The organism is Aquimarina addita (genome assembly GCF_039539305.1).
GTDB classification, from domain to species: Bacteria; Bacteroidota; Bacteroidia; order Flavobacteriales; family Flavobacteriaceae; genus Aquimarina; species Aquimarina addita.
In genome coordinates this window covers 140965-163755 of the sequence record NZ_BAABCW010000010.1, presented here as the reverse complement: position 1 = coordinate 163755, position 22791 = coordinate 140965, and the positions used below count along the sequence as shown (strand labels likewise).

The window sequence follows — 22791 nt, the reverse complement described above, 5'->3', positions numbered from 1 at the left end:
TCTTGATATATAGTACCCTTAGGTCAGAGGTCATTAAATTTATAAAACATTAATAACAATTTAATTTTCATTGTAATTGAAACCTTTTTTATGTATTTTATTTTTATAAAATTAGATAATAGAAGTGTTAGCCGTCGTAATTTTATACCAATTGCATACGAAGTAGAAACTATTAATTCTAGTTTTACTAAATGCAAAATTATAAGTTTACGTACTACGGAGTATCATTAGCTATTATTGGAATCGTACTATTTTCTGCGAAGGCAGTCATGGTCAAGATGGCATATACGTATAACATAAGTTCTGAGCATCTACTATTATTCAGAATGTCATTTTCTCTTCCTTTTTATGTACTGATTTCTTTTTTTAATAAACCATCAAAGCCAGCATCAATAAAAAAAACAGACTATCTATGGATTATTTTTTTTGGATTCATAGGATATTATTTGGCTAGTTATTTTGATTTTCTGGGATTACAATATATTAAAGCTGGATTAGAACGGATTATTTTATTTGTGTATCCAACCTTGGTTCTTATCATTTCCAGAATTTTTCTAAAAAAAATAATTACTAAAAAACAACTAATCGCAATTCTAATAACGTATATAGGTGTAGTGATTACATTTTGGGGAGAATTGCAAGTTAACGTTCCTAATGTAGAACTTGGAATTTTATTGATTTTTTTAAGTGCGTTGACCTATGCCACTTACCTTGTTGGGAGTGGATGGTTAATTCCAAAGTTTGGTGTGGTTACCTTCACATCTTATGCTATGATTGTCTCTTGTTTGTGTATTATCATTCAATATATTGTTTTTGATAGAGCTTCTCTCATTGGATATCCGATTGAGGTATATATCCTCGGAGCCATTATGGCAATCTTCTCGACAATTATACCTTCTTATCTAGTTTCTGCTGCGATTGCCAGATTAGGGGCCTCTAATTTTTCAATAATTGCAAGCTTGGGACCTATCTCTACAATATTATTAGCATATTTTATTTTAAATGAAAGCTTTTCAACCATTCAGGTCCTAGGAACGATGATTGTTTTGGTTGGAGTTTTCAGTGTAACCATACAGAAAAATAAAAATAAAGGATGAAAAGATCGCTGATATATTTAATGCTACTGTAAGTTTTTTTAGTTTTTTCTCACGATATTCTAAATAAAATCCCAAAACAGGTCAAAATATCCTTAAATTCTATATTTTGCGCCGCAAAAGTTGTAACACTATTTAATTTCTTGCGTTTAGCATAATAAATGTTTAATAAATGAAAAATATTATAAGTTTAGTATCTATTGGTTTATTACTGGTAGGGTGTGGATCAATTAATACTTCAAACGATATTGCCACAGCGGTTCCTATTGATACAAAGGTAGATTTAACAAAGACTAACGATGATAAAGTTCCTGTACTTATCAATCCGGGTCGTTTTGTAAAAGACACTATTACCTACTATCTTCCTAAAGTTGTACAAGGTACGTATGCGGTAAGTGATTTTGGCAAATATGTAGATGATTTTAAGGCGATAGATTATGCAGGGGCAGAATTGACAACAGAAAGAGTAGATGATAATACCTGGAGGATTATAAATGCAAAGCAATTAGATAAAATAACATATCTGGTTAATGATACCTTTGATGTAGAAAACGAAATAGAAGGAGCGCCGTTTTCACCATCGGGAACCAATATAGAAGAAGATAATTATGTATTAAATCTTCACGGATTTATTGGTTATTTTGATGTTCTTAAGAATAATCAATATGCTTTAGAAGTTACTGCACCAACTGCAATGAAAAGAACTTCTGCTTTGCAAAATATTGGTACTACCAAAAGCGAGGATGGAACTACCACAATAGATAAGTATTTTGCTGCAAGATATTTTGATATTACTGATAATCCTATGATGTATGGAGCATTAGATGTAGAAGAATTTGAAGTAGGAGGGATTAAAATTGTATTAAGTGTATATTCTCCTAACAAAGCATATACAGCAGCGGGGATTAAAGAGACCGTTTTTAAAATGATGAAAGCGCAAAAAGAGTATCTCGGAGCTATAAATAGTACACCCAGATATGATATTTATCTATATCTGGCTCCTCAGTCTCAGAATGCTCCTACAGGTTTTGGAGCTTTAGAACATCATACATCTACTGTGGTTGTATTGCCAGAAGCAATGCCAGCAGATGCTTTAGCGACAGCAATGATTGATGTAGTTTCTCACGAGTTTTTTCATATAGTTACTCCATTAAGTGTTCACTCAGAAGATGTTCATTATTTTGATTATAATGATCCTACATTTTCTAAACACTTATGGATGTATGAGGGGGTTACAGAATATTTTGCGAGCGTCTTTCAAATAAATCAAGGATTAGTCACTGAAGAAGAATTTTATACTAAAATGATGGGTAAAATAGAATCGTCTAAGCGATATGATGATACGATGAGTTTTACACTAATGAGTGAGAATATATTAGATGATCCTTATGCAAAAAACTATACCAATGTTTACGAAAAAGGGGCTTTGATCGGTATGTGTATTGACATATTAATGAGAGAGGAAAGTAAAGGTAGTCGCGGAATCTTATCTCTAATGAAGGAATTATCTCTAAAATATGGAAAGAATAAACCCTTCGAGGATGATTCGATTATAGAAGAGATTACTGCAATGACTTATCCTTCAATTGGAGAATTTTTGAAAACACATGTAGAAGGTACTACACCTATTGATTATAATGAGTTTTTTAAGAAAGTAGGGCTTACGGTCAAAAAAGAAAAAATAGAAACTAATTATATCATGAATGCTGGTGCATTGATCTTAGCCGGAGATCAGGAAAAAGGTAATATTTTCTTTACAGATTTAGTAACTGACAATAGTTTCTGGGCTGATAATGGAGTACAACCTAATGATATTATTAAAGAAATTAATGGTACATCACTAACATTAGAAAATGCCAATATGGTTATTGGGAGCGCTATGCAATGGAAAGTCGGAGATGATTTAGATGTAAAATTAGAAAGGGAAGGAGCAGAGGTTATCGTAAAAACTAAGCTGACTCAATCCTATACTCTGGGTGATACATTGAAAGAATTAGATGATATAACAAAAGAACAGTCTGAGCTTAAAGAAGCCTGGCTTAAAGGATAGTAAGTTTTACTAAAATTAAAAAAACCTTCTCTTAAGAAGGTTTTTTTATCCTTAAAAGAGAAATTTTTAAAATAATAGAGAAGTAAGCTTTTAAAAACTAGTATATTTAATAGAGTTGCTTAGCGTTTCGTTAAAACTTTTGTAATCATTTAATATTTTTCTGTTGGTGTATTTTTGAACCGGATATTTTTCTTTTTGATAAATTGAAGAAAACTTTTCAATTTCTTTATGTAAAGAAGTTGCTTCACTAAGATCTTTCTTCCACGCTGTACGTTGTGCCAAAGTCATCGTGCTATTTTTTCTTATTTTATTATGCTTCTTTAGCTTCGCCGTTAATTCCTTACATTTCATAATCATTGATTCATATTTTTTAATTGGATATGTAATCTCTCCGTTATTATCTATTTTGCTAACCTTTGATGAAACCTTATTTTGAGATGGAAGATATTCTTTTGATCTGTTTATAATATTAAAAAAATCGGCTTCAATAAGATACAACTTATCATTTTCTATATTATTAATCAAAGTGTTATGCTTAGATGCTAAAATATGATTCTTAAAGATTTTGGCTTTTATAATATTGTCTTTAGCAACCAATTGATTATTAAGTAAAGTGCCTGAGTTCTGAGACATTATATAATATAAATTACTATTTTTTTTAAAGTTTCCTGACAAGTTTGAAAGATCAGTAGGAATGCCAATAAACAATGCTGATTTTTTTATTTTTTTAGGAGTAGCTACGATTTCAAAAGGAGCTGTTAATGAAATTTGCTTTCTTAGATTCTTAATCTTGTTATCAAGTTTGACAAAATCTAATACAGGTTTTGGGTTCTTTTTTTCTAAAGACCAAATAATTTTTTTTAAATGAATTTTAAGATCCAGGGATTTTTTTTCAAGTATAAAAAATTGAGATTTTTTAGTTGGGTTTATTGCATCATCTGCATAAATCAATGTATTCAAGTGATATTTATCTGCAATTTTTTGAGCCTTGATCAAATGTTTCTTTTTCATTTGATGCGACTCTTTAGAACTCAAAAAATTATTGATATGAGTTGATATTTTTAAAATTTGTTGGTATTTTTTCTCTTGTTTATGATATAAATTGGTGTTACGAATACTATCATTCTCTAGTTTTTTAATTGCTTTTTCTAGTTCTGTATAGGCAGTTGTTTTCTTCTTTAATTCCTCATAAACGGTCGTAGTAATCTTTTTTTGAATTACTTCATAAACAATGGGCACTTCTTCTAATTTCTCTATAATTTCTATTGTATAATCTGAATCTATATGATACTTTTTCTCCTGAGTATACCCTGTAATAAAGTGTAAACAACATAAAAAACAAAGACTTACATTTCTCATCGCATAACTTTTAGATTAATAAAATGGTATAGTGAATCATTCAATTAATGGAGCATCATACAGATCACCTCCATAATACTCATATGCATCAAGTACATTTCTGATAGATAAAATTTGGGTTTTTGACAAGTCACGTTTTTTATAATCAGATGCGCCTACATAGACAGTTATTGCATCTTTACTATTTGCAGTAGCAACTAATATGTCTAATTTTTCTTTAGAATCGATTGGGATATTTAAGACCTCATGAAATAATTTTTTTTTGCCTTTTTTCTCTTCCTTTTTTACTGCTCCGGTAATAGTATAATCAATTTGATCAGCTGTAATGATACAATTCTCAATATCTAACCATTCTGTAGCAACATATCTGATCTTTAAATACAATTTTGGCTTCTGTCCGGCACGAAGAAAATATAGATAAAAACATTCCTTTGAATCAAATTCCGGGCTATCTTTATCCATATAATATGTAACATTATTATTAGTAGTGCTACGCATTTTTTTTGCTGATAAGGGTAGTCTTTTTTTTCTTTCTCTTTTTTCTTCTTCTATTTGCTGTTGTTCTTCTAGTTGTTTAATTTCATTTAATTTGATAGCTAAATCATCTGCAAATTCTCTTGCAGCTAATGCTTCACGGCTATCTGGATGTTTTTCTAATAGAGCTTTTAATTTAGCATTACATTTTTTAAATTCTTCCAGATCATAGTGAGCATACATTTGTTTTAGTAATACATCAGGCGATTTGTTAAGATCAGATGATATAACTACAGGTTCTTCTGTTGTAGTTGTTGTACTGGTAGAGTTTTTAGCTACTTTATCAGTACAACGATAGCTTATCATAAGAGCACTAAAGAAAATAATATATACTATTAATTTATTTTTCATAATTGCTTAATTCTAGATCACCGGATTTTATAATTGTTTCTTCTTGTTTAACTATATAATTCGGGTTATGTTCAGTTTCATCTAATCCTATAGTTTCTTCTTGTTGTGTCACTCTTATTCCTACAGTATATTTTAGTATTAATACTAAAATACTTGTTATTGTCATTGCCCATAATGCAACAGATATTGTCCCAATAGACTGTATTTTAAGTAGTTCAAAACCCCCTCCATATAATAGTCCATTTTCTGTAGCAAATACTCCTACTAAAATAGTACCTATTAATCCGACAATACCGTGAACCGATCCAACTGAAACAGGATCGTCAATTTTTAGTTTTTTATCAATAATATCAATAGAGAAGACGACCACAATCCCAGAAATGAGTCCGATACAGAGCCCGCCCAAGGGGTTTACTGCTGCACATCCAGCGGTAACACCTACAAGACCCGCAAGTGATCCATTGAGTGTCATGGATACATTTGCTTTTCCTTTTCTTATCCATGAAGTAAGGAGAGCGGCAAGACCACCACCAGCTGCTGCTAAATTAGTAGTGACAATAATCATAGCGACCTTATTTGCGCTAGCTCCGGTAATTGCTAATTCTGATCCTGCGTTAAATCCAAACCATCCTAACCATAAAATAAATACCCCGGTAACAGCTTGTAGAAGGTTATGCCCCGGAATATCATTTGATGAACCGTCACTATTATACTTACCAATTCTAGGTCCTAAAATGAATGCGAAAACTAATCCTGCAAATCCGCCCATTACATGAACCGCTGTAGATCCGGCAAAATCAATAAATCCCATATTAGTTAGCCACCCATCACCTTGCCATATCCAGTGCCCGGCAATGGGATAAATGAATGTGGTAAAGGCAAACGTAAATATAAAATAAGTACTAAATTTAGCACGCTCGGCAATGGCACCAGAAATAATGGTTGCTGCTGTGGCGCAAAAAACCGTTTGATAAAATAAGTTATGCATATCTGTAGGTTCCATATAGAAGAAACTAACACTACCGATAAATCCATTGATAGAATCACCGTACATTAAAGTATACCCGATTGCCCAAAAGGAGATAGCTCCAACAAAAAGGTCAACAATATTTTTCATAGCAATATTAGCCACATTTTTTGCTCTGGTAAATCCGGCTTCTAATAAAGTAAAACCTGCTTGCATAAAAAAAACAAGAATTCCGGCAATAATAACCCATAACAAATCAAGAGAAGTGCTTACATCCATAGTATTAAGTTTGATTAGTGATTTAAAAAATCTCAGCGTTATGGTAAAACTCTATTAATAAAAAAATAGAATACACTTCTAACTTAGCACATCGGAATCACCGAGGAAAGGTTGTTTTAAAATATCAAAAATGTAATTCTTTTATTAATAATTTGAGTTTATTATTAATTTTTAACGTACTGAAAACTAATAAACTAAAGTTACATAAAATTTTAACATTTTTTAAGAAATTATTAGTTTTCAATTATGTTTTCGATATAATATTGATTTTTCACGATAAAAAGTTATGCATGCACAATTAATAAATTGATTTAAATAGCTTAATATCATCAGTTTAATGTTATATGGAATGTTAAGTGATAGGTTATTATTTTAGTCATAAGTTACAAGCAGTTTAACTTTGTTTTGAATATTTTAGTTGACTCAATCTCTAAATTTTATTTGTAAGGTAGAGTTACTCACAAATAAATATTTAATTTAAAATTCCTTTAACAATACGCTATACTGATTTTCTTGTACCTTGTGCAAAAACAAATTTTTATATGAACATTGCTATTGTTTGTTATCCAACTTTTGGTGGTAGTGGAGTAGTTGCAACCGAATTAGGAATAGCACTTGCTAAGTTAAACCATAATGTCCATTTTATAACCTATAAACAACCGGTACGGTTGGGTTTGTTAAGTCCTAATATACACTTTCACGAGGTAAATGTCCCTGAATACCCGTTATTTCATTATCAACCTTATGAATTAGCTTTATCTAGTAAGTTGGTAGATACTATAAAAAAATATAAAATTGATATTTTGCACGTACATTATGCAATACCACATGCATATGCAGGATATATGGCAAAGGAAATGCTTGCGGAAGAGGGGATATATATTCCTATGGTAACGACACTTCATGGTACAGATATTACTCTTGTGGGTAATCATCCTTATTATAAACCTGCTGTAACTTTTAGTATTAATAATAGTGATATTGTAACTTCAGTTTCTGAAAGTTTAAAGGAAGATACCTTGCGCCTTTTTGATATCAAAAAGAATATAGAAGTAGTTCCTAATTTTATTGATGCAAATCAACGAAAAACAAACTTTACAGATTGTCAGAGGGAATTGATGGCTACAGAATCAGAACGAATAGTAACGCATATAAGTAATTTTAGACCAGTAAAAAGAATAACTGATATCGTGGATATATTTTATAATATACAGAAAAAAGTTCCTGCAAAACTTTTGATGGTAGGTGATGGTCCTGAGAGAAAACCTGCAGAACAAAAATGTAAAGATTTGGGTATTAAGGATAAAGTTATTTTCTTAGGTAATAGTAATGAGATCGATAAGATATTATGTTTTTCTGATCTTTTCTTACTACCATCAGAACGTGAAAGTTTTGGATTGGCAGCATTAGAAGCTATGGTCAACAGAGTTCCTGTTATTTCTAGTAACGCAGGAGGAATACCGGAGGTCAATATCCAGGGGGTTTCCGGATATTTAAGTGATGTGGGAAATGTATCAGAAATGTCAGAGAATTCAATACGTATATTGCAAGATCACAAGACGCTTGAAAAATTTAAACAAGGTGCTTTTGATAATGCTTTAAAATTTGATATCTCAGCAATAGTGCCCTTGTATATTGATTTATATGAAAGTGCATTAGAATCTGTTTCATAAAGAGTACGAGGCTCTTTTTTTAAATTAAATTGATTGAATTCACAACATACAATTATTTTATTAAAGTTTTCTTATGACAAAAGGTATAATTTATCATTTGGCTTGTATTAATACTTTTAATAATAAGGTTTAGAAGATACATATAGGTTTGGTAGATAGCTGTTTTTAAGGACTATATGTACCATTAAAAAAGCTGTTCATAATTAAAATCTGAACAGCTTTTTTGATTATTTATTTTAGATTCTAGAATTGATATCTGGCACTGACACCAACATTAAAATTAAGATCATCGTCACCAAAATCATCAAAGTATATTTCTGGTCTAAAATCCAGAGAGATTAATAACGGAAAATCAAAACTATACTCTATACCAACATCTCCTGCAATGAAACCAAAACTTTCTAAACCATCATCTCCATTATCATAATCGATTAAACCACCACCAATTCCAGGACCTACATACCAGTTTAAGCCTCCATCAATATTAAAGACCCATTGGTAAATACCAGTAAGTTTTACCGCGCTAAAGCTATTTCTACTGCGTATTCCCAGATCAATTTCAATTCGAGTGTCAGAGCTTAGGCCAGCCTGATAACTCACTTCTGCCCATACACCATCGCTATCACCTAATCTTAATCCTAATGCATGCGGTGCTATATCCTGAGCATTTATTGTAAAAGTAGAGACTAATAGAAATGCAGCTACTATAAAAATACGTTTTATCATTATAATTGTTTTTAATTGTTATTCAAATATAACGTTATAACTTTTTTTTTAATACGAAACTACGGCATAAGTTTTTGTTAATTTGAAAATATAGAGTTTACTAATTTGAATTAGAATGGATTAATAATAATACTTAACATCTCACTTGCTGTTTGATTCTAAGTCCATTTTTAGTTAGATAAATACGGGTTTATATCATTAATCATATTTTCATTCTTATTTTTGTGATGATAGTGACAAGACAGAATAAATTTAATTACTAGAATTCCCAGAGAATCTATTTAGAGTGTAGCGCGTAGAATCAGGAGGAAGGTGTCATGTTTTCTGGTTTCTGTAGCGAAGCTGTCTAGTTTGTGACACCTAGTACCTTGGGTCGAGCTTAGACCATTGCTATGTTAGCAAAAGTGTCTTATTTAATTAATGGTTTGATAAAAAATATATGATAAAGAGTTCTCATCTGGAAGTTTTAAGTAATGAATTAGAAGGAGAGGTTCAGTTTGATCCGTTAACGAAGTCATTATATGCAACAGACGCTTCTGTTTATAGAAGACTTCCGCTAGCTGTGGCTTTTCCAAAAAATGAGGAGGATATAAAAAAGATCATCAATTTTGCTACTAGCAATCAATGTGGTCTGATCCCCAGAACTGCAGGAACTTCTCTTGCCGGTCAATGTGTAGGTGATGGTATTGTAGTAGATGTTTCTAAACATTTTACAGAAATATGCTCTCTGGATGAATCTACCAAAACAGTAACAGTACAACCGGGTGTTATTCGTGATGATCTTAATCGATTTTTAGCTCCTTTTGGTCTTTTTTTTGGTCCTAATACGTCTACTTCTAATCGGTGTATGATTGGAGGAATGGTTGGTAATAATAGTAGTGGTACTACTTCTATTCAATATGGAGTAACCAGAGATAAGGTTGTTGCAATGAAAACTATACTTTCTGATGGTAGCGAAGTTGCTTTTGAGGAGATTTCTACAAAAGATTTTCACGAAAAAAGAAAGCATGCTACATTAGAAGGTTCAATTTATGAAATGTTATATCAAGAATTTTCTTCTGAAGGAGTACAACATCAAATTCTGACTAATTTTCCAAAACCAGAAATACATAGACGTAATACAGGATATGCAATTGATGAATTAATAAAAACAACAATTTTTGCTGATGGCAACAATGGGTTTAATATGTGCAAGTTATTAGCAGGTAGTGAAGGCACATTAGCATTTACAACAAAAATCACCTTACAACTGGATACGTTACCACCTGCAGAATCTATTATGATAGCGGCGCATTTTCATTCTATAGCGGATTGTATGAAAGCAGTAGAACCTGTGATGAAACATTCATTGTTCACTTGTGAGATGATGGATAAAACAATATTAGATTGTACTAAAAATAATATTGAACAACTCAAAAACCGATTTTTTATAGTTGACGATCCTGAAGCAATTTTGATGTTGGAATTACGAGCTGATACAATAGAAAACCTAAACAAACAGCAAAAAGAATTATTAGATGAATTAAATAGTTTAGGTTTATCTTATGCCAATCCAATGTTGTCTGGAACAGAGATAGCACAGGCATTAGAGTTACGTAAAGCAGGATTAGGGCTGTTGGGTAATATTGTAGGAGATAAGAAAGCGGTAGCTTGTATTGAGGATACGGCAGTAGCATTATCTGATTTATCACCATATATAGAAGAATTTTCAGAGTTAATGACAAAATATGGACAGAATGCGGTGTATTACGCGCACGCAGGAGCAGGAGAAATACATCTCCGTCCTATTTTGGATCTTAAAAAAAAGGAAGATGTGGTACTTTTTAAGCAAATCACAGATGACGTGGCTGTTTTAGTGAAAAAATATCAAGGTTCTATGAGTGGAGAGCATGGTGATGGTATTGTGCGAGCAGGATATATTCCCTTTATGATAGGGGATAAAAATTATCAATTACTGCAAAGAATAAAAGATGTTTTTGATCCACAACATATATTTAATCCAGGTAAGATAGTAGATGCTTATCCTATGGATGAGCAATTACGATATAAGATAGATAGAAAGGAACCAGAAATACAAACGATACTGGATTTTTCGGATTCATTAGGAATTCTGAGAGCTGCAGAAAAATGTAATGGAAGTGGAGATTGTAGAAAGTCTGTAGAGGCTGGTGGAACTATGTGTCCTAGTTATAGAGTAACCAAAAATGAGAAGGATACCACAAGAGGACGTGCCAATGCATTAAGAGAAGTTTTAACTAATAGTGATAAAAAAAATAAGTTTGCTCAGGAAGAGCTAAAAGAGGTTTTTGATTTATGCCTAAGTTGCAAGGGGTGTGCTAGTGAGTGTCCTTCTAATGTGGATGTAGCTGCATTAAAAGCAGAGTTTACCTATCAGTATCAAAAGCAGCATGGAACTTCTATTAGAACAAAGCTTTTTGCATATAATAACCAATTAAATAGATTGGGGAGTATCATTCCCGGAATGACTAATTTTATTTTTAATAACTCATTTACCTCTAAGGTGCTGAAATCTTCATTGGGTATTGCAAAACAACGAACATTACCATTGCTAGCAAAACAATCTCTAAAAAGTTGGTGTAAAAAATACTTAAAAGGGAAACAACCGAAAAATCCAATAAAAACAGTTTATTTTTTTATAGATGAGTTTACTAATCATCTGGATGCCACCATCGGTATCGATGCTATTGAATTATTAACACGTCTTAACTACGGTATTAAAGTAATTGATAATAAAGAGAGTGGTAGATCGTTTATTTCTAAGGGTTTATTAGAAAAAGCTAAGCGATTGGCAAATGAGAATATTTTATTATATAAATCAATTATTTCTGAAACTACTCCATTAATTGGTTTAGAGCCATCTGCTATATTGACATTTAGAGATGAGTATCTTAGATTAGCAAATGATCGTAAATCGGCAAAAGCTATTGCTCAACATACCTATATAATTGATGAATTTTTAAAATCTGAAATAGATCTTGGTAATATTACCACAGATCAATTTACAACAGAAAATAAGATCATAAAATTGCATATGCACTGTCATCAAAAAGCTTTATCAAATATGGAAGCTACATTTGCTTATCTAAATTTACCAGAGAAGTTTAAAGTAACTATTATTCCATCTGGTTGTTGTGGTATGGCTGGTTCTTTTGGATACGAAAAAGAACATTATGACATCAGTATGCGGGTTGGTGAGCAAACTTTATTTCCAGCGATCAGAAAATCCAATAGTAATACAGTAATTTCTGCAGTTGGTACCAGTTGCAGGCATCAGATTAAAGACGGTACTGGGAGACAGGCAGTACATCCTGTAACTATATTAAGAAATGCTTTAACACGAATAGTTTAACTTCATAAATTAGTGAGTACTACCGTAAATTTTCTTTTTTTACTATTAACGAGAACCTCTTGGACTTCATAAATGTTTCCTATAGTGTCAAAAACTAGATAGTACGCATTAGATATGCTGATACTTTCTAGAGAGTCATATAAGGTCATATGTAATTCTTGATAGGTTGCTAATTCGTTTTTCCAGGTTTCTAAAACAAAATCCTTTTCAGCAATGGATGCTAGCTGTGTACTTAGCTTCCAGGAGATAGATAGTTTCCACTTATTTTTTAATTTAATTCCGTCTTTATATAAGGTAAGAAGCTCTTGATGATCTTCTTGAATTTTATGTATATTCATTTTCTATTAAACTCGTTGAGTTTTTAATAATTATATAATCCAATTTATTTTAGAGGGCTTTATATATTTATACAATTATACTGCTGTATTTTTCATTCACTACGAACGAATAGATTAAGAAAATATTATGTTAAAGTTTATGAATTATAACTGTTCCTTATTTTAATCAAAAAATCACAAGAAATATTAAGGGAAAATTCATCATAAAAATTCTTTCTAAATGCTTTGTAACTTTAGTGTCTGGAAAAATATTTCATATTCTTTTTTTAATTTAATGTTAATTCTTGCTTTTTATTTTTATATTAATCGTGTGTTAATTTTTAACGACCCCAAGTTAAAATTAACTAATTTTTCATAATATATTGATTTATAGTTATTTACTTTCGGTTTAGGTAGTCTTACTACTTAAAATTTTATGTTGATTATAGATTTTTAAAAAAGATAATTTATTGTCATTTTAATGAAAAATTGGTACGTTATTAAGTATCCATATATTGACATCAATAATTGTATGTTTTTCTCAAAATAACAAAATAGAAATATACGTTTGATCAAACCTGTTATAACCTTATTAATGAAAAAGTTTACCCGTATTGTATGTATTGCATTCCTGATTATCTATGGACTTGCTTCTTGTGATTCTAATGTTCCTAAGACAATCTCAACGGCCAGTTCTAAAGAGTCAAAAATAGACAGTATACTTTCTAAAATGACTTTAGAAGAAAAGATTGGGCAAACAGCACAACGAGGAAAATCCAGTAGGGTTAAAGAACTACCAGAGGATTTGAAGGACGCAGTACGAAAGGGAAGCGTGGGTTCGTTTCTCAATATTACTAATAAAGATGATGTTAAGGAGTTGCAAAGAATTGCTATAGAAGAAAGCCCTAATCATATCCCATTGATTTTTGCCAGAGATGTAATTCACGGGTATAAAACCATTTTTCCAATACCATTAGGACAGGCAGCATCATTTAATCCGGAAATAGTAAAACAAGGATCAAGAATAGCTGCTATAGAAGCTAGTACTAACGGTATTCGCTGGACATTTGCTCCAATGCTTGATATTTCCAGAGATCCGAGATGGGGCAGAATTGCAGAGTCTGCAGGAGAAGATCCATACTTGACCAGTGTTATGGCAGAAGCATATATTAAAGGTTTTCAGGGAGAAGATTTAAGTAACCCTACTAGTATTGCAGCTTGTGCCAAACATTTTGTTGGATATGGTGCTGCAGAGGGTGGTAGAGATTATAATACTACAAATATTCATGACAATTTATTACATAATGTATATCTCAAACCTTTTAAAGCTGCTGTAGATGCTGGGGCTGCTACCTTTATGACTGGTTTTAATGAGCTTAATGGCATTCCTGCATCTGGTAATCAACATATATTAAAGGATATTCTACGTGATGAGTGGAATTTTGATGGTTTTGTGGTTAGTGACTGGAATTCGATTACGGAGATGATTCATCACGGATATGCTAAGGATGATAAAGAAGCAGCAGAAAAGGCTGCAAATGCTATGCTAGATATGGAAATGACTAGTACTTCTTATGAGGATCATATGAAGGAATTAATTGATGAAGGAAAATTTTCTGTAGCTCAACTGGATGAAATGGTTCGAAATATTTTACGAATTAAATTTAAATTAGATCTATTTGAGCATCCCGATTTTAATGATAATAAAGATTTCTTATATGCAGAAGATCATTTAGAGAAAGCAAAAAAGGCAGCGATAGAAAGTACGGTATTGTTAAAAAATAGGAATGCTCTATTGCCAATACCTGAAGGAAAGAAATTAGCCATTATAGGTCCCTTAGCAAATGCATCTCATGAGCAATTAGGCACTTGGAATTTTGATGGTGAAAGAGAACGAACTATTACACCGCTCCAGGCATTTAAAAAAGATAGTTTATCTAACTTCGAATTTAGTGAGGGATTGTCATATAGCAGAGATAGATCAGATAAAGGTTTTGTAGAAGCCATTAAAGTAGCAAAATCTTCTGATGTTATATTATTTTTTGCGGGAGAAGAAGCTATTCTTTCAGGAGAAGCACACAGCAGGGCAAATCTTAGTTTACCTGGAGCTCAAGAGGAACTTATTGATAAACTTCATAAAACAGGAAAACCAATTGTTTTAATTATTATGGCAGGCAGACCAATTACCCTTGGAAATATTTTACATAAAGTGGATGCTATTCTTATGTCCTGGCATCCAGGAACAATGGGAGGGCAGGCATTGCATGAAATAATTACTGGAAAAGTTTCACCATCCGGAAGACTACCTGTAACCTGGCCAAAAGAGGTAGGACAAGTTCCATTATATTATAATCATACCAATACAGGCAGACCCGTAGTACCTGAAGAATTTGTACAAATGGATTCTATACCAATTGATGCCTGGCAGAGTTCTCTGGGTAATACATCACACTATCTGGATGTTGGGTATTTGCCTCAATTTCCCTTTGGATATGGACTTACATATAGCGATTTTGAATATTCTGATGTAAGTATTTCATCTGAAAATATTAGAATAGGTGATACCATAAAAATTAAAGCTAAAATTACAAATACAGGAAAAGTATCAGCCAGTGAGGTCGTACAGTTATATTACAGAGATCTAGTGGGTAGTATAACAAGACCTGTAAAAGAATTAGTTCGTTTTAAAAAAATAACCTTAGAAGCAGGAGCATCAGAGAACATAGAATTTGAATGTACAACAGAAGATTTTCTATTTTATGGAACTGATAAAAAGTGGATAGTAGAGCCAGGTGATTTTACATTCTGGGTTGCAAAAAATGCGCATGATGAATTGAACTCATTGCATTTAACTTTAAAATAGGGGAGCTATGATGAATTCAAAAAAAGTTTATATTGTATTTGGTGTTTCTGGCTGTGGAAAAACTACAATAGGTAAAGCACTTGCCTTAGAATTAGGAATTCCTTTTTATGATGCAGATGACTTCCATCCAGAGTCTAATATCAATAAAATGAAAGCGGGTACCCCTTTAAACGATGATGATAGACAACCTTGGTTAGAAGCATTAGTTGATCATATTAGAAGTTGTTGTAGTAAGAAAGGAGCAGTGTTAGCTTGTTCTGCATTAAAACAATCCTACAGAGAAACCCTTCAATCAGATCTAAAAGAACATATAAAGTGGATTTTTTTAAATGGAAATTATAATTTAATTTTTAAAAGGTTAAATGAAAGAGAAGGTCATTTCTTTAGAAAGGAATTATTAGCTTCACAATTCGGAACATTAGAGAAGCCTAAAGCAGGGATCAGTATTTGTTTGACTAAAAATGTGGATATAGTCAAAAGTGTTGTTGAGATCATAGAAGAAATTAAATTAAAATTTATAGAAGAAGAATTAAGAGATAAAATTATAAAGTCTCAAATAGGAATTATAGGGCTTGGAGTCATGGGGGGGAACCTTGCATTAAATGTGTTGTCTAAAGGTTTTCATCTTTCCGTTTTTAATAGGCAGGTACTCGGTAAAGAAGAAAATGTAGCTAAAAACTTTGTAGAAACTCATGCGAATAAAAAAACAAGTTTATTAGGTTTTGATCACTTATCACCCTTTATTGACTCGTTAGAAACACCCCGTACTATATTGATTATGGTTAAGTCAGGTGAAGCTGTGGATGCTATTATTAATGAAATTACACCTTTATTAAATGCAAATGATTGTGTTATTGATGGAGGAAATTCACATTATAAGGATACAATTCGAAGAGAGCTATCCTTTGACACTATTAATATTAATTTTCTCGGAGTTGGAATTTCTGGAGGAGCAGAGGGAGCATTAAATGGACCTTCGATTATGCCGGGAGGATCAAAAAAAGGGTATAAACAAGCTAAAAAAATTTTAGATGCGATTGCAGCAAAGGATATAAATAATACACCTTGTTCTGCTTATATAGGACCGGGGGGATCAGGTCATTTTGTAAAGATGGTTCATAATAGTATTGAATATGGAGAAATGCAATTATTAGCTGAGATTTATCAGTTATTACGGTATGTTGCTAAAAAAAGTCCAGAAGATATTGCTACTATTTTTGAGAACTGGAGTACACGTAAAAAAAATAGCTACTTATTAGAAATTACAATTAAGATCTTGAGAAAAAAAGATAATGGAGCATATTTAATTGATAAAATTTTAGATAAAACCGGACAAAATGGTACAGGTAATTGGTCAGCTGTAGAAGGAATTCGTGCAGGGATCCCCATAGATACCATTATAGCATCCGTTATGGCTAGAAATATTTCCTCCAGGAAAGAACAACGTGTTTTAACCTCAGAAATATACAGACTGGATTATAAGATTCCAGAGGTAGAGGAGACTTTTATCAATCAATTAGAAGAAGCGTATTATGTGGTGAGTATTATAAATCACAGTATAGGTTTTGATCTTTTACAGAGAATATCTGAGCGCAATTCATGGGAGTTAAACTTATCAGAAATTGCGCAAATATGGACGAATGGTTGTATCATAAGAAGCGATTTGATGCAAACAATAGCACTATTATTCTCAGAAGGTACGTATCAGGATTTACTTCTTTTTCCTGAGATTGTTGCTTTAATGAAAACCAATATATCATCGCTACAAACCAGTTTGCAATCAGGGCTTTTATCAGGCTTTGCTTTACCAGTAATGTCGGGAGCGGCTAATTATTTTTTTGCTTACACTACAGCAAATTCATCTGCCAATTTGATTCAGGCACAAAGAGATTTTTTTGGGGCTCATACCTATCAACGTATTGATAAATCTTTAAATGATTTTTTTCATACAGATTGGAAAATTTAAAATGTATGGAATATAAGTTATTGATTGCTATTGGAGTCGGTATTACAGCTTTACTTGTGATGATTCTTAAATTGAGAATTCAGGCTTTCATTGCATTATTAATCGTTTGTATCCTGGTAGGGATAATTGCAGGACTACCTGCAGACGATGTTCTAAATAGTATTAAAAATGGAATGGGAGGAACTCTTGGTTTTGTGGCTACTGTTGTAGGTTTAGGAGCCTTGTTTGGCGGTTTGTTAGAAAATTCAGGGGGAGCGCAAGGCATTGCAAATTATATACTAAGAATTGCGGGAGAAAAAAATGCATCCTGGGCATTAATGATCACAGGTTTTATTATTGCTATTCCGGTATTTTTTGATGTAGCTTTTATTATTCTGGTTCCAATAGTATATGCAATTGCTAGAAAAACTAAAAAATCATTAATACTATATGCAATTCCGTTATTGGCAGGACTAGCTATAACACATAGTTTTATTCCGCCAACTCCAGGTCCTGTAGCGGTAGCTGATATTCTTGGAGCAAATCTAGGCTGGGTAATTGTTTTTGGATTTATTACCGGAGTTCCTACTGCTATTGTTAGTGGTCCCTTATTAGCTAAGTATCTTTCTAAAAGAATGACTGTTTCTATCCCAGAAACACTTGAGCAATCTACCACAACTGATGATCTCCCTAACCCTCTGGGCATTCTCGCTATTATCTCATTACCTATTTTACTAATTGTTTTAAAGACTGTGTTATTAGGTGATTGGTTTAAAGATGATTATTTCTCGGAGTGGTTTGTGTATGTTATTGAATTAGCTGGACATCCTTTTGTAGCGTTAATTTTGGCTAATCTCATTGCATGGTACTTTTTAGGAATTAGAAGAGGTGTTACCAGAGACGATTTATTAAAGTTATCTATGAACTCTTTCAAACCAGCAGGAGCTATTATATTATTGACAGGAGCAGGAGGAGCTTTTAAACAAATCTTAGTAGATACGAAAGCAGGTGAATTACTTGCATCTTCTTTACAGAGTTCTTATATACATCCTTTGCTGTTTGCATTTATTGTTGCAGGTTTGATTAGAGTACTTCAAGGATCTGCTACTACGGCAATGATTGCTGCTGCAGGGATTACTTCTCCCATTATTCTTGCAGGAGACTTTGATCCAGCACAGATTGCTCTTTTTGTAATTGCAATTGCTTCTGGTGCTACTTTGCTGTCTCACGTCAATGATAGTGGATTTTGGTTAGTTGGTCAATATCTGGGCTTGACAGAAAAGCAAACATTACAATCCTGGACAGTCATGACTACACTAATTGCAATTATAGGCGTGTTGATGTCATTGATTTTATGGTATTTAGTTTAATAAAAAATCAATTCAGTAATCTTGCTAATAATTGAAATTCACTTAAACAAAACTTTCCAAATTATAAAATTTATATACCCTCTTTTAGAATCTTATAAACTACTTCTTTAGACATTATTTTTCCTTTAGCCTTATCTCTGATCATTTCAAAAGAAAATCTAAAATTGCATCCATTTTTATAACCACTACATCCATAAGCCGTTTTACCTCTAAGTATACGCCCATTATTACATTTTGGGCATAGCATGATATTAGAGCTTTTTGAGGATGCAGATGTTGATATATTTTTCTTTTCTTCTAATACCAGATTAAAACGATCATCAAAACGTAGTAACCCTTCTGTTGTGCCGGTTTCCGTTTTAAATCCTTTTAGATTGACAGTACATCCTTTTTGTAGTAATCGAATCATTTGTTTTTCTGATATTTTTTTATTCATAAAACTAAAAGGAATTCGCAAATCGCATCCATTTTTATAACCACTACATCCATAAGCCGTTTTACCTTTAAGTAGATTTTCGGTTTTACATTTAGGACATTTCTCAGTAATAATGTTGCTCGTTTTCTTTGTCTTTTTTTGCTTGTTTTTTTGGGTTTCTACTATTTTAGTATAGGATATATTTGCTCTTTTTGTTTCTGCTCTTACTTCATAAACCAAATGATCCACCATGTGTTTCATATTTTTTATAAAAGTACCTGCATTATAACTTCCTTTTTCAATTTTTTTTAATTGTTGTTCCCATCTACCAGTTAACTCTGCAGAAGTAAGGAGTTTATTCTGGATGGTATCGATTAGTTGTATTCCGGTTAACGTAGGTAAAATCTGCTTTTTATTACGTTCTATATATTTGCGTTTAAATAAAGTTTCAATAATATTAGCGCGCGTAGAGGGTCTGCCAATACCATTCTCTTTCATCAACTCCCGCATTTCTTCATCATCTACTTGTTTTCCTGCTGTTTCCATAGCTCTTAATAAAGTAGCTTCTGTAAATTGCTTAGGTGGTGAGGTTTCTTTTTCCAAAAAAGAAGGTTCGTGCGGCCCTTTTTCTCCTTTTTCAAAGGTAGGAAGGATCCCGGTTTCTTTCTTTATTGGAGCATCCGGATTTTCAAAAACAACTCGCCATCCTTTTTGCAAAATTACCTTACCGTTGGTTTTGAATGAAACTGTATCTGCCTTACCGATTACCTTTGTATTAGCAACCTTACAGTCTTCATAGAAAACCGCAATAAAACGTCTGGTAATAATATCAAAAACACGTTGTTGATTATACTGTAGATTGATTTCTACTCCAGTAGGAATGATGGCATGATGATCGGTCACTTTTTTATCATTAAAAACGCGGGAAGATTTTTTAATCTTCTTATTTAAGAGAGGAGCAGTAAGGTTTTGATAATTCGTTAGGTTTTTTAGAATTCCAGTAACCTTCGGAAATACATCATTGGGCAAAAAGGTTGTATCTACTCTAGGATACGTAACTACTTTTGATTCATATAATTTCTGAGCTATTTTTAAAGTTTCATCAGCAGAAAAACCAAATTTGGTATTACAGTATACCTGTAAACCGGTTAAATCAAAAAGTTTAGGAGCGTATTCTTTACCATTTTTTTTGTTAATTGATATGATTTCAAAATCACTTTCCTTTACTTTATTGGCGAGTGTCTCTCCATCTTCTTTTTTTAAAAAACGACCCTCCTCACAATTAAAAAGTGTATCCCTATATAATGTTTGTAACTCCCAATAAGGTTGTGGTTTAAAATTAATTATTTCTTTAAACCGGTGTACTAACATCGCCAGCGTAGGTGTTTGTACCCTACCAACGGATAGTACTTGTTTATAACCACCATGCTTTAATGTATACAATCGAGTAGCATTCATCCCAAGCAACCAGTCACCAATAGCACGGGAAAATCCTGCATAATATAAATTATCATATTGCCCAGAAGGTTTTAGTGTACTAAATCCTTCTTTTATGGCTTCTGTGGTTAGTGAAGAAATCCATAATCGTTTGACCTCTCCATTATACCCAGCTTGATCAATGACCCATCGTTGAATTAATTCACCTTCCTGTCCCGCATCTCCACAATTAATAATTAAATGTGCCTTGCTAAATAGTCTTTTTATAATATCGAATTGCTTTTGTATTCCAGAATTACCTACCACTTTTGTCTTGAACTTATCAGGTAACATAGGGAGGTTATTCAGATCCCAACTTTTCCAATGTGGTTTATAATCATTGGGTTCAAATAAGGTACATAGATGCCCAAAAGTATAGGTAACCTGATATCCATTTCCTTCATAATATCCATCATGCTTTGTATTTGCTCCTAATACAGAAGCAATTTCTCTGGCGACACTGGGTTTCTCAGCAATACAAACTTTCATGAAATCATTATTCTATAATATAAGGATCGAAAAATACAAATTTAAAACTCAAAAACAGGAGCGGTTTTATGAATATATGAGCGTCATCTTAAATTTTTGATTACATATAATTTTGTTAGTATTACATTTTACTACCCTAGAAATTTTAAATAAATAGTATTGAAGAAGTTTGACAATAAGTTATAGTTTTACTTTTTATCAGAAAACATAATTTTATCATTAGTAAAATTGGAATACTCATAGTGATCCGCATTTTATATAAAATAAGCATTATTTAATGTTTGGGTTAAAAAAATGATAATTGATATGCTATATGGTATAGAAATCAAGTTTTTTCTATCAAATTACTATGCTATTTTTAAAGATTAACAAGTACATTTGCTAAAAATTTTTTTAATGGCAGGAAATACATTTGGTAACCTATTCAAGGTAACTACTTTTGGAGAATCTCATGGGGTTGCAATTGGTGGAATTATAGACGGTTGTCCAGCAGGAGTGATGTTGGATTTAGAAGCCATTCAGGCAGAACTGGATCGCAGAAAACCGGGTCAATCTGCAATTGTTACACAACGTAAAGAACCTGATATGGTAGAATTCTATTCGGGTATTTTTGAGAATGTAACTACAGGTACCCCCATAGGTTTTGTTATAAAAAATGCAAATCAAAAATCTCGTGATTACTCCCATATAAAAGATTCTTTTAGACCCTCTCATGCAGATTATACTTATAATCAAAAATATGGAGTAAGGGATTATAGAGGCGGTGGACGTTCTTCTGCCAGAGAAACAGCAAGCAGGGTAGTAGCTGGAGCAATTGCCAAACAAGTACTTTCTGATATTACCTTTAATTCTTATGTCAGCGCCGTAGGTACTATTAAACTAGACAGACCACATACTGAATTAGATTTTTCATTAATCGAAAGTAACATTGTTCGTTGCCCGGATACTGAAAAAGCTACAGAAATGGAAACGTATATCAAACAAATAAGAAAAGAAGGAGACACTGTGGGAGGTGTTGTCAGTTGTGTTATTTCTGGAGTACCTGTAGGATTAGGTGAACCCGTTTTTGATAAGTTACATGCTGAGTTAGGTAAAGCTATGTTATCCATTAATGCGGTTAAAGGATTCGAATATGGAAGTGGTTTTAATGGAGCAGCATTAAAAGGTAGTCAGCATAATGACCTTTTTAATTCAGACGGCACTACAAAAACAAATCTTTCAGGAGGAATACAAGGTGGAATCTCTAATGGGATGGATATCTACTTTAATGTGGCATTTAAACCTGTTGCTACTATTATGCAAGACCAGGAAACGATTGATAAAGATGGTAACATCGTGACCATGCAGGGTAAAGGAAGACACGATCCTTGTGTAGTACCTAGAGCAGTTCCTATTGTGGATGCCATGGCAGCACTTGTTTTAGTCGATTATTGGTTAATGAATAGAACTATTAAGAAATAGAAAGACAAAAGGTTAAACTATAATAAGAATATTGAGGTTTAACTTAATTTTA

14 protein-coding genes are annotated in these 22791 nt (G+C 32.4%); 8 read left to right on the top strand and 6 right to left on the bottom strand.

The window, feature by feature from the left end; all coding sequences use genetic code 11:
- Positions 1 to 191 precede the first annotated feature (191 nt).
- Positions 192 to 1097, top strand: a complete 906-nt coding sequence (locus tag ABD816_RS13380; protein WP_344928132.1) for a DMT family transporter — start codon at positions 192 to 194, stop codon at positions 1095 to 1097.
- A 169-nt stretch (positions 1098 to 1266) separates the two neighbouring features.
- Positions 1267 to 3144 (top strand): M61 family metallopeptidase, encoded by a 1878-nt coding sequence (locus ABD816_RS13375; protein WP_344928130.1) that lies wholly within the window; start codon positions 1267 to 1269, stop codon positions 3142 to 3144.
- A 90-nt stretch (positions 3145 to 3234) separates the two neighbouring features.
- On the opposite strand, the gene ABD816_RS13370 is transcribed toward ABD816_RS13375, so the two are convergent.
- The 3 genes from ABD816_RS13370 to ABD816_RS13360 are packed head-to-tail and all read right to left on the bottom strand — an operon-like array spanning position 3235 to position 6634.
- A complete protein-coding gene (locus tag ABD816_RS13370; RefSeq protein WP_344928127.1) occupies positions 3235 to 4503 on the bottom strand; it encodes a hypothetical protein in 1269 nt (422 codons plus the stop codon).
- Positions 4504 to 4539: 36 nt separating this feature from the next.
- Positions 4540 to 5388 (bottom strand): tetratricopeptide repeat protein, encoded by an 849-nt coding sequence (locus tag ABD816_RS13365; RefSeq protein WP_344928125.1) that lies wholly within the window; start codon positions 5386 to 5388, stop codon positions 4540 to 4542.
- A complete protein-coding gene (locus ABD816_RS13360) occupies positions 5378 to 6634 on the bottom strand; it encodes an ammonium transporter (RefSeq protein ID WP_344928123.1) in 1257 nt (418 codons plus the stop codon). Before ABD816_RS13360 ends, ABD816_RS13365 begins: the two co-directional genes overlap by 11 nt.
- Positions 6635 to 7176: 542 nt before the next feature.
- Between ABD816_RS13360 and bshA the strand changes: the two genes are divergently transcribed.
- Positions 7177 to 8307: an N-acetyl-alpha-D-glucosaminyl L-malate synthase BshA gene (bshA, locus tag ABD816_RS13355; RefSeq protein ID WP_344928121.1), complete on the top strand. Its 1131-nt coding sequence runs from the start codon at positions 7177 to 7179 to the stop codon at positions 8305 to 8307.
- Positions 8308 to 8550: 243 nt separating this feature from the next.
- Here the strand turns inward: bshA and ABD816_RS13350 are convergent, their stop codons facing one another.
- Positions 8551 to 9033 (bottom strand): hypothetical protein, encoded by a 483-nt coding sequence (locus ABD816_RS13350; RefSeq protein ID WP_344928119.1) that lies wholly within the window; start codon positions 9031 to 9033, stop codon positions 8551 to 8553.
- Positions 9034 to 9472: 439 nt separating this feature from the next.
- Here ABD816_RS13350 and ABD816_RS13345 point away from each other — a divergent pair, with 439 nt between their 5' ends.
- Complete coding sequence (locus tag ABD816_RS13345; protein WP_344928117.1) at positions 9473 to 12403, top strand: FAD-binding and (Fe-S)-binding domain-containing protein; 2931 nt, start codon at positions 9473 to 9475, stop codon at positions 12401 to 12403.
- 2 nt (positions 12404 to 12405) lie between these two features.
- Here ABD816_RS13345 and ABD816_RS13340 read toward each other — a convergent pair whose 3' ends face one another.
- Positions 12406 to 12741: a hypothetical protein gene (locus ABD816_RS13340; RefSeq protein WP_344928115.1), complete on the bottom strand. Its 336-nt coding sequence runs from the start codon at positions 12739 to 12741 to the stop codon at positions 12406 to 12408.
- Positions 12742 to 13315: 574 nt separating this feature from the next.
- On the opposite strand from ABD816_RS13340, the gene bglX reads away from it, so the two are divergent.
- From bglX to ABD816_RS13325, 3 genes are read left to right on the top strand one after another with little or no spacing between them, the layout of a single operon-like run.
- Positions 13316 to 15583 carry a beta-glucosidase BglX gene (bglX, locus tag ABD816_RS13335; RefSeq protein ID WP_344928113.1) on the top strand — a complete coding sequence of 756 codons (2268 nt, stop codon included), beginning with the start codon at positions 13316 to 13318 and terminating at the stop codon, positions 15581 to 15583.
- A gap of 7 nt (positions 15584 to 15590) precedes the next feature.
- A complete protein-coding gene (gndA, locus tag ABD816_RS13330) occupies positions 15591 to 17549 on the top strand; it encodes an NADP-dependent phosphogluconate dehydrogenase (RefSeq protein ID WP_344928111.1) in 1959 nt (652 codons plus the stop codon).
- 5 nt (positions 17550 to 17554) lie between these two features.
- Positions 17555 to 18898, top strand: a complete 1344-nt coding sequence (locus tag ABD816_RS13325) for a GntP family permease (protein ID WP_344928109.1) — start codon at positions 17555 to 17557, stop codon at positions 18896 to 18898.
- A 70-nt stretch (positions 18899 to 18968) separates the two neighbouring features.
- Here the strand turns inward: ABD816_RS13325 and ABD816_RS13320 are convergent, their stop codons facing one another.
- Complete coding sequence (locus ABD816_RS13320) at positions 18969 to 21278, bottom strand: type IA DNA topoisomerase (protein ID WP_344928107.1); 2310 nt, start codon at positions 21276 to 21278, stop codon at positions 18969 to 18971.
- A 396-nt stretch (positions 21279 to 21674) separates the two neighbouring features.
- Between ABD816_RS13320 and aroC the strand changes: the two genes are divergently transcribed.
- The gene (gene aroC / locus ABD816_RS13315; protein ID WP_344928104.1) at positions 21675 to 22739 is read left to right on the top strand and encodes a chorismate synthase; all 1065 of its coding nucleotides are present in this window, start codon (positions 21675 to 21677) and stop codon (positions 22737 to 22739) included.
- Positions 22740 to 22791 lie beyond the last annotated feature (52 nt).

Excerpts from the sequence above, each read along its gene's own strand:
- ABD816_RS13320 (WP_344928107.1), bottom strand. The coding sequence starts at position 21,278 with ATGAAAGTTTGTATTGCTGAGAAACCCAGTGTCGCCAGAGAAATTGCT.
- ABD816_RS13360 (WP_344928123.1), bottom strand. The coding sequence starts at position 6,634 with ATGGATGTAAGCACTTCTCTTGATTTGTTATGGGTTATTATTGCCGGA.
- bglX (WP_344928113.1), top strand. The coding sequence starts at position 13,316 with ATGAAAAAGTTTACCCGTATTGTATGTATTGCATTCCTGATTATCTAT.
- ABD816_RS13375 (WP_344928130.1), top strand. The coding sequence starts at position 1,267 with ATGAAAAATATTATAAGTTTAGTATCTATTGGTTTATTACTGGTAGGG.
- ABD816_RS13370 (WP_344928127.1), bottom strand. The coding sequence starts at position 4,503 with ATGAGAAATGTAAGTCTTTGTTTTTTATGTTGTTTACACTTTATTACA.
- ABD816_RS13365 (WP_344928125.1), bottom strand. The coding sequence starts at position 5,388 with ATGAAAAATAAATTAATAGTATATATTATTTTCTTTAGTGCTCTTATG.
- ABD816_RS13345 (WP_344928117.1), top strand. The coding sequence starts at position 9,473 with ATGATAAAGAGTTCTCATCTGGAAGTTTTAAGTAATGAATTAGAAGGA.
- ABD816_RS13340 (WP_344928115.1), bottom strand. The coding sequence starts at position 12,741 with ATGAATATACATAAAATTCAAGAAGATCATCAAGAGCTTCTTACCTTA.
- ABD816_RS13380 (WP_344928132.1), top strand. The coding sequence starts at position 192 with ATGCAAAATTATAAGTTTACGTACTACGGAGTATCATTAGCTATTATT.
- bshA (WP_344928121.1), top strand. The coding sequence starts at position 7,177 with ATGAACATTGCTATTGTTTGTTATCCAACTTTTGGTGGTAGTGGAGTA.
- ABD816_RS13325 (WP_344928109.1), top strand. The coding sequence starts at position 17,555 with ATGGAATATAAGTTATTGATTGCTATTGGAGTCGGTATTACAGCTTTA.
- aroC (WP_344928104.1), top strand. The coding sequence starts at position 21,675 with ATGGCAGGAAATACATTTGGTAACCTATTCAAGGTAACTACTTTTGGA.
- gndA (WP_344928111.1), top strand. The coding sequence starts at position 15,591 with ATGATGAATTCAAAAAAAGTTTATATTGTATTTGGTGTTTCTGGCTGT.
- ABD816_RS13350 (WP_344928119.1), bottom strand. The coding sequence starts at position 9,033 with ATGATAAAACGTATTTTTATAGTAGCTGCATTTCTATTAGTCTCTACT.